Annotated in this window: 11 protein-coding genes; 2 read left to right on the top strand and 9 right to left on the bottom strand. The window is 59.0% G+C overall.

All coding sequences use genetic code 11. The features are described 5' to 3' along the window. Nucleotides 1-314: 314 nt before the first annotated feature. The 3 genes from ACOABP_RS10790 to ACOABP_RS10780 all read right to left on the bottom strand — a co-directional run bounded on the left by ACOABP_RS10790 (nucleotide 315) and on the right by ACOABP_RS10780 (nucleotide 5,780). Nucleotides 315-734, bottom strand: a complete 420-nt coding sequence (locus ACOABP_RS10790) for a hypothetical protein (RefSeq protein WP_474224964.1) — start codon at nucleotides 732-734, stop codon at nucleotides 315-317. After that, nucleotides 731-1,387 carry a VENN motif pre-toxin domain-containing protein gene (locus ACOABP_RS10785; protein ID WP_474224963.1) on the bottom strand — a complete coding sequence of 219 codons (657 nt, stop codon included), beginning with the start codon at nucleotides 1,385-1,387 and terminating at the stop codon, nucleotides 731-733. Before ACOABP_RS10785 ends, ACOABP_RS10790 begins: the two co-directional genes overlap by 4 nt. A 325-nt stretch (nucleotides 1,388-1,712) precedes the next feature. After that, complete coding sequence (locus ACOABP_RS10780; protein ID WP_474224962.1) at nucleotides 1,713-5,780, bottom strand: DUF637 domain-containing protein; 4,068 nt, start codon at nucleotides 5,778-5,780, stop codon at nucleotides 1,713-1,715. 152 nt (nucleotides 5,781-5,932) lie between these two features. Between ACOABP_RS10780 and istA (ACOABP_RS10775) the strand changes: the two genes are divergently transcribed. Beyond that, nucleotides 5,933-7,453 (top strand): IS21 family transposase, encoded by a 1,521-nt coding sequence (gene istA / locus ACOABP_RS10775; protein ID WP_474224628.1) that lies wholly within the window; start codon nucleotides 5,933-5,935, stop codon nucleotides 7,451-7,453. After that, entirely contained in the window at nucleotides 7,443-8,231 is a 789-nt protein-coding gene (istB, locus tag ACOABP_RS10770) for an IS21-like element helper ATPase IstB (RefSeq protein WP_066736875.1), read from the top strand. Before istA (ACOABP_RS10775) ends, istB (ACOABP_RS10770) begins: the two co-directional genes overlap by 11 nt. Here the strand turns inward: istB (ACOABP_RS10770) and ACOABP_RS10765 are convergent. The 6 genes from ACOABP_RS10765 to ACOABP_RS10740 all read right to left on the bottom strand — a co-directional run bounded on the left by ACOABP_RS10765 (nucleotide 8,158) and on the right by ACOABP_RS10740 (nucleotide 15,128). Beyond that, nucleotides 8,158-9,678, bottom strand: coding sequence for a hypothetical protein (locus ACOABP_RS10765; RefSeq protein WP_474224961.1), 1,521 nt, complete (start codon nucleotides 9,676-9,678; stop codon nucleotides 8,158-8,160). The two genes, istB (ACOABP_RS10770) and ACOABP_RS10765, sit on opposite strands and share 74 nt — an antisense overlap. Then, nucleotides 9,675-11,207, bottom strand: a complete 1,533-nt coding sequence (locus ACOABP_RS10760; protein WP_474224959.1) for a site-specific integrase — start codon at nucleotides 11,205-11,207, stop codon at nucleotides 9,675-9,677. The genes ACOABP_RS10765 and ACOABP_RS10760 overlap by 4 nt, the downstream gene beginning before the upstream one ends. A gap of 207 nt (nucleotides 11,208-11,414) precedes the next feature. Continuing rightward, on the bottom strand, nucleotides 11,415-12,194 hold the full coding sequence (gene istB / locus ACOABP_RS10755) for an IS21-like element helper ATPase IstB (protein ID WP_474224958.1): 780 nt from the start codon (nucleotides 12,192-12,194) through the stop codon (nucleotides 11,415-11,417). Further along, entirely contained in the window at nucleotides 12,191-13,204 is a 1,014-nt protein-coding gene (gene istA, locus ACOABP_RS10750) for an IS21 family transposase (RefSeq protein ID WP_474224957.1), read from the bottom strand. The genes istB (ACOABP_RS10755) and istA (ACOABP_RS10750) overlap by 4 nt, the downstream gene beginning before the upstream one ends. Nucleotides 13,205-13,274: 70 nt before the next feature. Continuing rightward, nucleotides 13,275-14,438 carry a tyrosine-type recombinase/integrase gene (locus ACOABP_RS10745; RefSeq protein WP_474224955.1) on the bottom strand — a complete coding sequence of 388 codons (1,164 nt, stop codon included), beginning with the start codon at nucleotides 14,436-14,438 and terminating at the stop codon, nucleotides 13,275-13,277. 135 nt (nucleotides 14,439-14,573) lie between these two features. Beyond that, the gene (locus ACOABP_RS10740; RefSeq protein ID WP_474224954.1) at nucleotides 14,574-15,128 is read right to left on the bottom strand and encodes a single-stranded DNA-binding protein; all 555 of its coding nucleotides are present in this window, start codon (nucleotides 15,126-15,128) and stop codon (nucleotides 14,574-14,576) included. Nucleotides 15,129-15,191: the final 63 nt, after the last annotated feature.

Genomic DNA, 15,191 nt, shown 5'->3' with positions numbered 1-15,191 from the left:
GAGGACCGCTGTGCCTACATGCTCAACGCAGGGCGACTCAACGCATGAACGACCGTTGTATCCCGGCAGTTGCCAAGTAAGAGTCGGCGAGCCCACCGTCCGCTCAGGGTCGATTATCGCCCTATATCCAGCACCCGACGTGTCCCACGTTCGCGACGGCCCGCAAACCTAGATGCAGCCTGGCTTTGCGGGCGACGATTGCCCCGACGCGGGTACGGGTGGGAGTTTTTGCCCCAGACGCGCTATTCGACCGAGCTAGTAACAACTGCTAGAGTCAACAGCAGCTGACCCGCCCTTGCCCGTGACGTCGCAACCTATTCTTCGATGATGCTTCCCGAATCGTCTTGAAACGCGTAGAAACCTTCAAACAAGGCATCTGGCCACTGATCGTCTGTCAATGGGCACGCCTCCAATTGCCGAATCCTTCCATCCGGGCCCAGCCACACAATGAAGCTAACCAGACCCTCTGTGGGATTACGACGTCGAGCGTTGACCACAGGTGGATATTCCCTTACGGGAAGTCCATCTAAGGCCCTAGGGACGACAACTGGATGAGCATCGTTGGCACAGTAGAAATCAGTGGTGAAGCCACTTCCGGTTGATCTACGTCCTACAACTGTCAGATACGGCAGCTGATTTCGCATCTCCCGAACCCAAGCCGCCTTTCCGCGCAGAGCAAGCTTCATCACTTTCAGTTCGAACTCTTCTGGCTTGATTCCCATATCTTTTTTCACGGTAACGGGTACTTCGGGTTGGCTGTATTACCTGAGAATGTACCAATTCTGAAAGCACCATTGACTGTAACCCCGCGTACCCAAACCGGTGTCCCACCCACGTTGATCCACTTGGTCACTACGCCAGGCTGTCCCGCCAATTGCTGCGCAGCGACATCTACGGCCGCAAACGCAGCTTCATTGCTGCCGTACTGCGTAACCAAAGATCCGAGTTCATGAGTGGGGTCGTCAAAAATATGGGTAAGCTTCGTCGCTGAGTTTCCATACTTCGCAAGCGCATTTGCAGTTCCTGCCGCCGCTCCAGCGACCCCAGTTTCAAGTGCCTCAGTTGCAGCATTCCGCACTGCGCCGCCGGTGCCACCGAGGCCGCCGAGGCCGCCGCCCATGTCGCCCTGGATGGCCATCATCGTGGTGGTCAACTGACCTTCTGGCGAGGCCATCCAGTCCATGAATGCCGATCCCAAGCTCGTCAGTTTTTCCTTCACCCCGCTCCAGCACTCGTGCATGGAGCAGTTGTTCAGCGTCTCGTTCTGCGCCGCATTGGCTGCCGCCAGCGGATCACGCCCCAGTGCTGATGCGATTCCACCACCAGCCAGCATTGACAGCGCCGTAATCACCGCCGTTTGTTCCGGCGATGCTGCACCGCTGCCCACCACCGCAGCACCGATGAATGGTGTAAGGGCAGCAGAAGATGCTCCCCCAATGGCACCAACTACGCAGGCCGCAGAGACGACGAACCCGGCCGAAGCCGGGTCATGTATTACTGAAAGTCGCTAGCCTCAACGGTAGCCAGTACATACCGGCTGCTCTCGTCCAAGAACGCTTCCACTTCGTATGCTATTGGCGCGAGAGCGTCACCGTGCACGAGAACGACTGTGACTAGTTGCCCCATTGGCAAGATAACGACCTCGTGTGCGCCTATTACGGTGCCTTCCACTGCCCTAGGCAGGCGAAATGTATCGTTTTCTCTCAATATTTTCATTTCTTTGCAGGTATCCCCGTTACGAATCGAACAGTACCTGAGTTGTCCTTCATGAAGACAAACGTGGTATTGATGGTCTTTCCATTGGCTCCAGTAATTGGGATGACTTGCTCATAGGTCTGACCGAACTGACCGGTTTTCGTCGGCACTGCCGTGGCAGGATCGAATCGCAGTTGCGACGCCAGATCCTGCCAATTACTTTGATCAAAGCCCAAGGCTTGGCTGAACCAGTTCGCCTTTGTTTGGTTCTGCGGGTGCGTTGAGTTAAGGAGATAGCCGCTCAGCTTACTCTCGAGATTGGATGTTTCAAAGCCAGCCGCACTGCCCGCTGCAGCTAGACCATCCGCCGCTGTAACACTACCGGCTCTGGCCAGCGCACCTTCAGTCTGACCAATCGGCCCAATGTTGGCCGGCATGACGCTGTACATTTCCATCAACTGGAACGCTGTCAGCATGCCTGGATCGGTAGACCAGCTTGCTACCCAGTTCTTCACAAGCTGGGTACAGCTATCAGGGTGACCAAGGCAATTGTTCAACGTTTCATTCTGAGCTGCGCCCGCAGCCGCCACGGCGTCTTGCCCAAGTGCTGCCGCCACGCCGGCCCCTGACAGCATCGAAAGGCTTGTAATGGCTGCTTTCTGCACATCGGTCAAATTTGGATCGCCGCCGCTTATCAAGCCCGCGTACACCGGTGACAGCAATGCCCCCGTTGCGCCGCCAATGGCACCCGATTCGCAATTACTGCCGGCCGCCGCTCCGGCGGCGCACCCTAATGCGGCATGGGCGATCACGCTTTGCCAAGACCCAGCTACGGTAGACGTGCCGATTTGATTTGCCCCTAATGCGGCGATATCGGTCGTCACGCTTTTCAAGAGCGCTTGCCCAAAACTCCCGCCGTTGAAGGCAGTGTTGACGGTCGCAGTGATCAAGCCACGTTCGCCAACGTTCAATGCCGTACTACCGTAGTTTGCCAGTGTCGTTTCTGGCGAAGCTTGCGTTGCAGTACCGAACGTGTTGATTCCGCTGTTGCCGACGAAGCCAGCGATCAACCCTGCCGTGATACCTGCAGTTGCTGCCGTCTTCAGGCCCGAATCAATATCGTACTTGCCAGTGCCGATCAACTGAGTTGCCGCATTGGCCGCGAAGCCTGTAACACCCGCCGCCAGCCCATACGAAACAGCGCTAGCGACCTCCATCAGCGCCGGGCTGATCGCCGCGAAAGCGATCGGATCAATCAACGCATCGAATGCAGCAAGAATTTCGGGCCCGAGCACAATTGACAGAGCCACTGCTGCAATCGCCGCAACGACCATGGCGATGATGCCAAAGCCGCCCTTCTTTTCCTTGATGAACTGCGTATGAATGTCGTCGGCGACCGTGCCTTCGGTGTAGTTCAAGCCCAGGCTTTCCTTGAGCTGCGCCACCAGTGCGGCGCTGGCGTCCGCGTCGACCGACCCGTCTGCGCGAGTCACGCGGAACGCGTCATTGATGGCGCGGATGCTGTCGGCTTCGATGTCCATGTGCATCGCCGACAGGAAACCACCGGGTTGCACCACGGTACCGGTCACCACGTTCCAGCCGCCCTGCGCCTTGTAGGCGTTGGTGCCAATCGACACCACGTTCGGGCTCAGGTCGATGCTTTCGGCCTTGACCGTCAGCGTGTCGCGCGCGACGACCTGGCCGGTGTTGCGAAGCTGACCTTCAACGGTCAGCTTGATGTTCTCGCCGCTGATCGTGCCACCCGTAGGCATCGCCAGCGCCTGTGCATAGCCCTCAGGCAGATAAACCTGCGGCACGAGCGCATTGACGCTCTGGCAGACCGTGCTGGCCAGCATGCATCGGGGATCGGGCACCGCCTGTTCGACGTACCACAGCATCGGCGCGTCCAGCGCCTTTACCTGATCAACGCTCAGGGCCTGGCCCAGCGCCAGGTTATGTTCCTTCGCGTAATCGGCAGCGTTCTTGTAGAGCACCAGCTTTTCCTGGTCGGAGACCGACAGGTTATTCTGGCTGTCCCAGGACAAGCCGCTGATAAAGCTCTCCTGCCCCGTCTGCGCCAACGCGGCCTGCCGCAGCTGTTGCGCCTCGGTATACGGGTCGTAGTAGAACGTCACGTTGCCCGGACGCAGTTCCGGAGGCAGTTGGCCCAACAGGCTGTCTGGCGTCACGCCAGCCAGCACGCCAGTAGCCGGTTTCGGGTTGACGTACTGCGCACGGTCGCTCGACGTCGTGGGTGTGGTTATCGGCGTACCATCCGGCTTGGCATTGAAATGCCAGTCGACGGCAGGAGGTGTCGTGGCCGTCGGTGCGGTCGGCGTGGCCACCACCACCGGCGTGAATTGCCACGGAGCGGTCGGGTCCGACGTGACCGGCGTCGTGGGCGGTAGCGAACCGGCCGGCACGGGCGCCGGGCCGAGCGGGATGACCTGCTGTGGAGGCGCGGTCGGCGGCGTCGGCTGGTTCGGACTGGTGATGCCGTTGACCATTGACCCACCGGTCAGGTCGACGGCTTCGCCCAACAGATTGCCAGTATTCACGATCTGACCGCCGGAATTGACGGTCAACGCATCGCCCGCCTGGATGCCGGACGCGATGCTGCCGAGCACCGAACGGCCGCCGGTATCGTGCCAGCGATCTCCGCCACTGCGATCTTCCTGCCAGCGCCCAATCCAGTCGGCATTGAGCGCGATGGCGGTATTGTCTACCCCGCCGCTGGCCTGCACGTTGACATTGCGGCCGCCGCTGATCAGGGCCCCATTGTTGCTGAGCGATCCGGTCTGGATCGTCACGTCGCGCGCGCCGGAAATTACCGCGGCCGGACCGGCGGCGGCGTCCTCGGTGGCGCGGCACTGGCTGTTGCCATAGGTGCCGCCAGGATTGCAGCCGCCCGCATATGCCGGGTTCTGACCGCCATAGCTCTTGTTCAGCTTGATCGGATCGAGCGACTGGTTGACCAGCGCCGCCGCCGTGATCGAGACATCGGCGGAGATAGACTGGATCGCACCGGCCCGGTTGGTCACGGTGCCGCCGGTCGTGATGTCGACATTGCCCTGAGCCGCGAGCGTGGCATTGAGGTTCTGCACGCCACCAGCATTGATTGTCAGCGTGTTGCCCGCGGCGATAGTGGACGGCGTCTGCTTCCAGTCGACCGACTGCACGGTCTGGTAGCTGTCATCCGGGCAATCGCCACCGGGCACACAGCCCAGCTTCGTTGAAACGCTGACTTCGTATACGCCCTTGTTGGTGAAGGTGCCAGGGGTGGTGATCTTGACATTACCGGCCGCGGCGATATCGCCCGCGTTGGTAAGGTCGCCGGTGCCGTTCAGGGCCAAGTTGCTGCCCGACGTGATTTGGCCCGCCTTGCCCAGTTGGGAAGTCACCGACGATTGGCTGGGTGTAGCGACTTGTGCACCGTTAGCATCGATGCCGATCGCCATCGGCACCGCCGTGTACCGCGGGGCACCACAACTATCACCCGAGCATGATGGCGGCAATTTGCCATACATGAGTTGATCGAAGCCGGACATGGAACTGCTGCCAGGCTGCGCCATAGCCTTCAGTTGCGCCATGAAGGCATTCAGGTCGGCCTGATTCACGGTATCCGTGACGCTGTTCAGCAGGGTGGCGGAGCGGCCGTTATCGAGATTCCCAACGTTGAGCGTGACGTCCTTCGCGCCCGAAACAATGCCACCCTTGTTCGACAGCGCGCCAGCCGTGATGCTCAGATCGCCGCCACTGACGATCTGGCCCGCAGTCCCATCCTTCTGACTGACGATGGTGCGGTCGACGGTCGGCAGCGCCAGGACCGGCACAGGGATATTACTGACGGAGTCACCTGAGCCCGGATCGGTACCCAGGTGCCATTGCGGCAAGTAGTAGGTCGAGCCGCTTTCTCCATCGCCATAGTGGGGGATGTAGCCAAGAACCGGCGAGATGGTCTTGCCGTCAGCGTTGCGCGCCAGGTCACCCAACGTGACGTTGGTCGGCAGCCCTGTCGTCGTGTTTCCCGAACAGGACACACCACCGCAATCTGGGATGATCAGCGGCGCGTAGCTGCCGATCACCGCCGAGTTGACCAGCGCCTCGTTGCTGACCTTGCCGGTCGTGCTCCCTGTTGATTTGCACTGAGAACTGACCCACCTGACCCGGTAATTTGCATCGAATGTTGACCCACGTGTAGAACACTGTCCTGCTCGGCAACGGGCGGGAGTTCGGAGTGATCGACGTGGCCATTTTGAGCATCATTCGACGCTGGCACCTGCGCGACCAGATCCCGCTTCGCGAGATCGCCAGGCGCCTTGGTATTTCCCGCAACACCGTTAGGCGTTACCTGCGTGCAGACGTCACGGTGCCTGCCTATCCGACGCGACACAGCCCCAGCAAGCTCGACGGCTACGCCGCCAAGCTGTCGGCCTGGCTTAAGACCGAAGCCAACAAGCCGCGCAAGCAACGGCGTACTCTCAAGCAAATCCACGCTGACTTGTGTGCACTCGGATTCACCGGATCCTATGACCGCGTGGCGGCTTTCGCACGCCGCTGGCGCCAGGAGCTACAGCAGCAATCGAAGGCCGCGAGCAAAGGCACGTTCATTCCTTTGCGTTTTGCCGAGGGCGAAGCCTTTCAGTTCGACTGGAGCGAGGACTGGGCAGTCATTGCCGGCGAGCGTACAAAGCTGCAAGTCGCGCAATTCAAGCTCAGCCATAGCCGGGCATTTTTCCTACGCGCATATCTCCTGCAGACTCACGAGATGCTGTTCGATGCCCATCAGCACGCCTTTACTGCCTGGGGTGGCATCCCGCGGCGCGGCATCTACGACAACATGAAGACGGCGGTGGATCGGGTTCGGCGCGGCAAGCTGCGCGACGTGAACCTGCGCTTCAGCACCATGGTCAGCCATTACCTGTTCGATGCCGAGTTTTGCAATCCGGCCTCTGGCTGGGAGAAGGGGCAGATAGAGAAGAACGTCCAGGACAGCCGCCATCGCATCTGGCAGCGGATCCCGTCATTTGGCTCGCTCGACGCGCTCAACGACTGGTTGGCCGATCAGTGCGTGCTGCTTTGGCAACAGACCCGTCACCCCGAGCTCGACATGACGATATGGGAAGCGTGGTCTCAGGAACGCCCCCATCTCATGCCCGTAGGTCAGGCGTTTGATGGCTTCGTGGAGCACACCAAGCGCGTCTCGCCGACCTGCCTCGTACACTTTGATCGCAACCGTTACAGCGTGCCAGCCTCATATGCCAATCGGCCCATCAGCTTGCGTGTTTATGCCTCGCGCCTGGTGTTCGTTGCCGAAGGGCATGTCATTGCCGAGCACGTACGCTGCATCAGTCGAAGCCACGGCCATGGCAGCACGATCTATGACTGGCGTCACTATCTGGCCGTTCTGCAGCGCAAGCCCGGTGCACTACGCAACGGCGCGCCATTCGCCGAGCTTCCCGATGGATTCAAGCGTCTGCAGCGCATCTTGCTGAAGCGAACCGGTGGCGATCGCGAGATGGTGGAGGTGTTGGCGCTGGTCCTGTTGCACGATGAGCAGGCAGTGCTGATGGCCGTTGAGCTTGCGCTGGAGACCGGCGCGCCTTCCAAGCAGACAGTCCTCAATATTCTTAGCCGTCTGCTGCAGGGCGAGCCCATTTCGCCCATTACCGCCCCGCAGGCGCTGGCATTACGCGTCGAGCCCGAGGCCAATGTTGGCCGCTACGACACGCTGCGGGAGGTCAATCATGCAGCATGAGGTCATGGTGGAGATGCTCAAGGCGCTGAAGCTTCATGGCATGGCGCAGGCGCTTGGCGATCTGGCGGAACAGGACTCACCCGCTTACCAGGCTGCGGTGTCCATTCTGTCGCGGCTGCTCAAGGCCGAACTCTCGGAGCGCGAGGTCAGGTCCCTGGCCTACCAGATGAAGGTGGCCAAGTTTCCGGCGTATCGGGATCTGGTCGGCTTCGATTTCAGTTGCAGTGAAGTGAACGAGGCTCTTGTGCGGCAACTCCATCGATGCGAGTTCCTCGAGTCGGCCCACAACGTCGTCTTGGTAGGTGGACCGGGTACGGGCAAAACGCACATTGGGACCGCCATCGGCGTGCAAGCTGTGGAGCATCACCATCGCCGGGTCAGGTTCTTCTCGACGGTCGAACTGGTCAACCTGCTGGAGCTAGAGAAGTCGACCGGCAAACCAGGCCACATGGCCACGCGACTTATGTACACGGATCTGGTGATCCTGGACGAATTGGGCTATCTACCATTCAGCCAGGCTGGAGGCGCCATGCTGTTTCACCTTATCAGCAAGCTATACGAGCGCACCAGTGTGATCATCACGACAAACCTGAGCTTTGGCGAGTGGTCGGCCGTGTTCGGTGACGCCAAGATGACCACCGCCTTACTGGACCGCCTCACACATCACTGCCACATCGTGGAGACAGGCAACGACAGCTACCGCTTCAAGCACAGCACCACTCAACCCAAGAAGGAGAAACGGACCGCCAAGCAAACACCGCCTCAAGACGAAGCATGAACCCAGGGTGGGTCAATTTTCGATGCAAATGCTGGGTCCGTTTTCCGTGCAAATCAACAAGGTAGTGACGCAACATGTGAGTGGTAATTTCAATCGGCGATCCATCGTCTTCCACGTAGTTGAAACGATCAAATATGCTCGCTCTACCGTCATGCCGGAAAAGCATCCGCGCGATCGCCCCATAGCCGATACATGAAAACATACATTGGTAAGGATTACGCCTAGCATGCAGTTCGCGACATCGGCAAATTGCAATTGAATCTTTGCATAGGAGAGTTGGTGCACCGGGCACATACGGCATGGTAGCTGGGAGCATGGATATGATCTTCTGCTCCACATCCTCAAATCGATAACAGATATGCCTACCCTCTCGGCTTACGCTTTTCAGCTGATGATGATTGGTCCACATCCTTGCGCCGTCAGTGGCCTCGCGCTCTCCATACAGTATGATCGCAATGTCGGCGAGACGCAGTATCTCCTGACCACGAAGATGGGCGGCACCTTCGTGCAGATAGACTTCCTTGGGGTTAGTTGTGTACCAAGCGGCAATTTCTTGGGCGGCCGACGAAATTCTGAGCAAATTTTCCACGGCTTGTAGGGCCACCGGAGCCATATTGGTAGGAAACCATTTGATAGTGTCCCGTGTCCCCTTCGATCCCGGCCATCGAATTCCTAGCTTTCCCGCGTAGTCTCCATCCCCCCTTTCGATGCAATTCCGATCCAGTCTCAATACCTCATTGATGCGTTCCGGCGCACAAAGCATAAGCGCGGCATTGCTTGAGACCAGGACATCGATAGGTGTCACAGCCTCCTGGAAAATCGCGGCCAGTGCACGCAGGGCCGCCGCTGATGGTAGTTTCTTTTGCCTGGCTTCGATGGCCTCTTGTGAGATTCTTGACCAAAAACTTCTGGGGTAACCTATCCCATGCATCCATCGTTGCCGGAGAGAAATGATCTCCGTTGCATGCATCATTTGTGCAATACGTTCAAGCTGGCAACCAACTTGGATTGCGACGCTTTTCGAAAGATGTTTCGTCGCGAGTTCGACAGCTGTATCCAGAACTTCGCAGTTCACGGCGGTGGGATGCGCGCCCTTGTTCCATTCGCGCAACGCTGCTTCCAGATGTCGCAGTGCGGCGACTCTATGGTTCTGCGACTTTACCGGGCGACGGGCTTGGAGATAAACGAGCGTGGCTTTGGCAAATGCTAGGAAGGGCTCCGGCAGCGGTGGTTCGTTGGCGCGCGTGCGTGCCGCCTCCAAGGTGGTAAACACCGCTCGATGAACGGAATTTGTACCCTTGAAATAACCAATGTCCCATACATTCTCGTCGAACTGTCGATCGGCGTTCAGAACTTTGGACTTACGGCACATTTGGACGAATTCCGCCAAGTTGACGCTGGCACTAGCTTCGCTTCTGGGTGTGAAGTGGAGAACCTTGGAGCTCACGTCGAGCCACCGTTTGCTCGAAAAGTGCGAGCCTTGGAGCACTCTGCCAAAACTTCCTTTACGGCCTCGATTGCATCATCGTTTATGGCCGCCATGCGCTCGTCATCAGCCCACTTACTGCGCTCGCCCTGGAGTCGCTTCAGCACTTGCTCGTGAGGTCCGTCGAGCCACGGCTCGAATCTGAAACACGTGTAGCAGGCCACTGGCTTGTTGAACGCGCAATGGGCACCGAGACCCGCGCAGCTTGCGATAGGCTGGCTGGAGACCCGAAAGTCGATGATTCGGCTGCCCAGAGCACCTTTGTGCGTGGAATGCTCCTCGTCCTGAATCAACCGCCCCCTAAATGCCATTGCCAGTGGCGCCAACTGACGCCCTATTGCCTTGTCAATGTTCTCAACAATGGCAGGGGACGCTTCGAAATAACAATCTACGTTCCGCGTGTCTATGTGCCCAAGTCTCGAGGCAACTACTGCCCGGCTGGCACCTTCCTCTACAAGACGGGTACCGAGTGTGTATCGAAATCTCTTCGTGTTCACGGGAAGGGGGGAGAAGTCGAGTCGCTCAGTCTGCGGAGAAATACGGGCGATGTTCCGGGAAAAGGCTCGGGAAAGAGTTCCCGCCAGACAGTGTCCGAAGAACAGACCCCCTTCTGGGCGATAGTTCTCCCAGGACAGTTCACTGCTTACAATGCATTGAGGGAACATCGGCGCTTGTTTCTCCTGTAAGGGCAAGCTTGCGATGTATTCCTTGATTAGACGTCCCGTTTGCGGGCTAAGCACCACCTCTATGAAAGACTTACGAGGGTTTTTCTCCCGCGTCTTAACCTGCGGAAGCATCAATACAAATCTCCCATCCGGCTCATGTAGGTCTCCAACCTTCAGGGATGCATATTGAGAAATCCGCCCGCCGCTTGCGACGAGTAGCCGCGTGAGCGCAACGACCCAAAGTGGGATATCACCAGCGCCGTAAGCTGCGTCGACCGCTTTGTAGAGCGCCTTGTACTCGGTTTCGCTAAAGGGACCTTTCACCGGGTCGTGCCTCCGAACCGCAGCCCCTTTTTCGTTACCTGGTATGCGTTGCTCCCGGAGATACTCCGCACAATCGGCGTCGACGCCGGCAGCGCCAAGTGCTTGCCATGTTCTGAGTACGACTCTCAATGTCCCGACGCGCCATTTGTTAGCCTCGTCGAGGCTAGCGGCATAATCTGACACGTTCGCGATTGAGATAGACTTGAGTTCCGACCCGCCTCTGCGGAAGGCAAGAAAGTGCAGAAGCGCGCTGAAGAGAGTCGCCAAAGAGCTTGTGGCACTCTGTTTGGCAAACACGAAGAAGGTGTACTTGATAGAGTGGTGGATGGTATGCCCAAGGTAAGCGACCCTGCGAAAATCCAGATGCACTCGAAAAGGACCATCGATCCACGACCAGACCTCGTTCTTCGGTGAGAAAGTGATACCACTCCTTGTCAGTGCCGTTTCGGGAAGAATGTGAACGGGCGGCGCACTCTTACTTGTCGCGCTTGAGAGTGGCATCGAGATTCTCCTGTAACCTTAACGAGAGTTCCTGCCCCCTTCGATTGTGATACCGCTGGGTGTAAGTAGCTGCCGTCTTCGAGTTATCGCTCCAGCTGTCAACGCCGATTTAAAACTGACCCACTTTTGGCGTGATCGCCGAAGTAAATCTGACCCACCCGGGCCTCTCTGGCCGCACGCCAATATCTGGTGGTGCGACCCCGTCAATTACACCTGCATCGCCTTCCTGACCGCCTGGCCGGCCTTGCGTTTGTCCTTGAGCCGGAAGCTCTCGCCCATGATCTGTACGATGTGGGCGTGATGCAGCAGGCGATCCAGCATCGCCGCAGTCAGCGTTTGATCGTCAGCGAACGCGCCTGCCCACTGTGTGAACGGCAGGTTGCTCGTGAGGACCATCGACCCGCGCTCATAGCGCTTGGCGACGACGTTGAAGAACAGATTGGCCTCGTCCCGCCCAAACGGCAGGTAGCCGATTTCGTCGATCACCAGCAGCTTCGGACCCAGCACCGCCCGGTTAAAGTATTCCTTGAGTCGGCCCTGCGACTTGGCTGCTGCCAACTGCATCATCAGGTCGGCTGCGGTGATGAAGCGGGCCTTGTGGCCGGCCATCACCGCACGCTGGCACAGCGCCAGCGCAATATGCGTCTTGCCCACGCCGCTAGGACCTAACAACACCACGTTCTCCGCACGCTCGACGAAGGTCAGATGGCCCAACTCCACAATCTGCGCTTTGGGTGCGCCGGCGGCCTGAGCCCAGTCGAACTGCTCCAGCGTCTTGATGGTAGGCATCGTCGCCAGCCGGCCCAAAGTCGTGCGCTTGCGTTCCTCCCGGGCCTGGTGCTCACCGGTCAGCACGGCCTCGAGGAAGTCCGCGAAGCTCTTCTCATGACGCGCGGCGTCCTGCGCCAGCGCCGGCCAATCGCTAGCCAACCGGACTAACTTGAGCTGGTCGCATAGCGCGACGATACGATCGTGCTGCAGGCTCATTGCGCAACCTCCAGCAACGCGTCGTACACGGCTAGCGGGTGCTGCAGGCTCTCTATGGGCATGGCCACACGCTGAGCCTTCTGTAGAGGTGCGTTGAGTGCTGGCGCCGCCAGCATGACCGCTCTCTCCTCAGCAAGCCGCACGGCCGGCACAGCCCTCGTGGTGGCGTGGATTCGGGCGTTTGCGACCTCGTCGAGCCAGCGGCGTACGTGCATATTGGCCACGTTCGCGTCCAGGCGAAGTCCGCTGGCTTCCAGCGTCGCCGCCAACGGCACCACGAAGCTGCCCTTGAGGTAGGCGTTAAAGCGCTCCACCTTCCCCTTGGTCTTGGCACGATATGGCCTGCAGAGCCGGGGCGTGAAGCCGCAGGCCTCGGCCAGTTCCATCAGTTCGCTGTTCCATCGGTGCAGGCCTTCGCCGTATGCGTCGCGCTCAATGACCACCGCCTTGGTGTTATCGAAAAGCACGTGTTCCGGGACGCCACCGAAGTAGTCGAATGCCTCGCGCAAGCCGGCGCACAGCGTACGCGCATCCTCGCCGGCCGTGGCGACGAACTTGACGAAGCTCGCTCGGCTGTAGCCCATCGTTGCGACCAGCGCCAGCAGCGGGTCGCGGCCCCGGCGAACGTATGTGAAGTCGGCCTGCATCTGCTTGCCCGGCGCCGTCTCGAACCGGATCAACGGCTCGGGTTCACTCGTCTTGAGGGGTGCCAACCATGCCTTGAGCTGGCTAATGCCACCGTCGTATCCCCGCTCGCGTATCTCACGCAGCAGCACTGTTGCCGGAATCCATCGGGGCCGTGCCTGCGCGATCCGCTCCTGCAGATACGCCTTGTATTCGTCCAGTTTGCAGGCGCGCGGCTCCCGCGGACCATACCGTTGTGCTGTCTGATCTCGCAGGTACCGGCGTACCGTGTTGCGAGAACACTCCAACTGCCTGGCGATCGCTCTGACGCTCTCGCCCCTTCGGGCCATGACTCGAATCTCCACTGCTTGCTCCTGGGTCAGCATCGGCAGCCCTGAAAAAGCCGCCATCGTCACCCAAGTGGGTCAGATTTACTTCGGCGCAGGGGGGGCAGTTTTACATCGGCGCTAACATCCAGCCCTGTTGATTGTTGCGAGCGCGCTCCTCCGCCACCTCTGGAATCCGCATCTCATCAGCCATCTCGGAAAATCGCTCATTCCATGTATGCCGGGCCACGTGAGCTGTCAGGTGAACCGACAAGCCGGGACAAGCTTCCCTCAATTTCCTGAAAAGCTTGTCAAGGCTTTGAGTCGATAGCGCATTGCCATCTTCCGAGACGAAAATCTGAGGTACGGCACGAGCCCTTTTTATTTTTCTGCGCTCTACGAGATGAGCCTGCAACGCTCGCATTAGGGCCGGCAGAAGTTCAACTTCTCTGTCGTAGGTTTTTGCGTTTGGTTGAGTTGTGCGCGCATCTTCTTTCGCATCGGCCCGGCGTACGATGCGTAGCTTTGGCTGGTGTGAATGGATGTCCCTGATCTGCAACCCCAGCAACTCGCCAGCTCGCATGCCTGTCGCGAAAAGGAGAACAACAATCTGCCAGTTTCGTTGGCGGACGAACTCTCGCTTCCACGGATTTCCGGGGGATTCCGGGTGCGCAACAGCTAAAACGCGGGATTGCTCCTGCTTGCTAAGCCCGGCGCGGGCACCCAACTTGGCCCGCCTCGACACCATGGGAATATGTTTTCGGAAAGCGGTAAGGGTTCTGCGTGTTTCGGCCTCAAGTTCGCAACGCTCGTCCCGATTAAGCGTGACTGCAACGTAGTTTGATATGAAATCGAGGTAGTCAGCTATGTACCTCAAACGGGAAGCATGAGTCTGCAGGTCGACAGGCCGACGTTCATCTTGCCCCCTTTTCTTGCGCATGGTGATGCGGTTGATGTTAACGACGTTGGAAACTGCCCCAGTCTTACACGCTTCATCATCCAGATCACCAATTCGGTACTGCGCTGCCGACACTAACTGATCGAGTTCTGCGAGGGTGAGAAATTGTCCTTCCTTCAGTCGAGCCAAGAGCCCTACATTAGTGGCGTCCATCTGCCGGTACAAAAGGGCAAGAGCGCAGCAAACGAGATGTATCGTGTTAGCTGAACGGCCCTTTCTCCGGTACCTGTCGAGGTACACGGTGACCTCATGAACCGGCAGCCCAAAGGGCACCTGCAGGACGGAGTGGCGCTCGCCGTTCTCGAAACGGATGCGCTGAGCGACATATTCGGCCATTTACCCACCTCTTGCTCATAGTGCGGGTTTAGATCCGATCCAGCCTAGGTCATAAAGCCGAGTGTGGGTAAGAAAAAAAGCCCGCCTCTGAACAGAAAGCGGGCTTCAATCAACAGAAAAAGCGATAGGTAAGACCTAGAACGGAATATCGTCGTCCATGTCCTCGAAGCCGTTCGACGGGGCCTGCTGCTGACGGCGCTGGCCGCCTTGCTGGCCGGCACCACCGCCGCCACCGCCCTGGGCGCGGCCGCCGCCGTAGCCACCGCCACCGGCGCCGCCTTGCGATTCGCGGCTGTAACCACCACCGCCGCCGCCAGCACCGCCGTAGCCGCCTTCATCGCCACCGCCGCCACCCTGGCGAGCGCCCAGCATCTGCATCTGGTCAGCCACGATTTCGGTGCTGTACTTGTCCTGGCCCGACTGGTCCTGCCACTTGCGGGTGCGGATGCGGCCTTCGATATAGACCGACGAACCCTTGCGCAGGTACTGGCCGGCGATCTCGGCCAGCTTGCCAAAGAAGGCGATGCGGTGCCATTCGGTCGCTTCCTTGAACTCGCCACTCTGCTTGTCCTTGTAGCGGTCGGTCGTTGCGAGCCGGATATTGGTCACGGCGTCGCCGCTGGGCATGTAGCGGGTTTCGGGGTCGGCACCCAGGTTGCCGACGAGAATGACTTTGTTGACCGATGCCATATAGAAGTTCTCCAAGGACCGCGCCCTTTCAGCGCGGCGTTAAACGTAGTGCGAGATTCGCGA

The organism is Cupriavidus sp. HE11 (assembly GCF_056097175.1).
This window is presented reverse-complemented; position numbering and strand designations above follow the sequence as displayed.

Bases quoted from the DNA above. Each gene is read 5' to 3' on its own strand.
- ACOABP_RS10740 (WP_474224954.1), bottom strand. From the start codon at position 15,128: ATGGCATCGGTCAACAAAGTCATTCTCGTCGGCAACCTGGGTGCCGAC.
- istB (WP_066736875.1), top strand. From the start codon at position 7,443: ATGCAGCATGAGGTCATGGTGGAGATGCTCAAGGCGCTGAAGCTTCAT.
- istA (WP_474224957.1), bottom strand. From the start codon at position 13,204: ATGCTGACCCAGGAGCAAGCAGTGGAGATTCGAGTCATGGCCCGAAGG.
- ACOABP_RS10760 (WP_474224959.1), bottom strand. From the start codon at position 11,207: ATGCCACTCTCAAGCGCGACAAGTAAGAGTGCGCCGCCCGTTCACATT.
- ACOABP_RS10745 (WP_474224955.1), bottom strand. From the start codon at position 14,438: ATGGCCGAATATGTCGCTCAGCGCATCCGTTTCGAGAACGGCGAGCGC.
- istB (WP_474224958.1), bottom strand. From the start codon at position 12,194: ATGAGCCTGCAGCACGATCGTATCGTCGCGCTATGCGACCAGCTCAAG.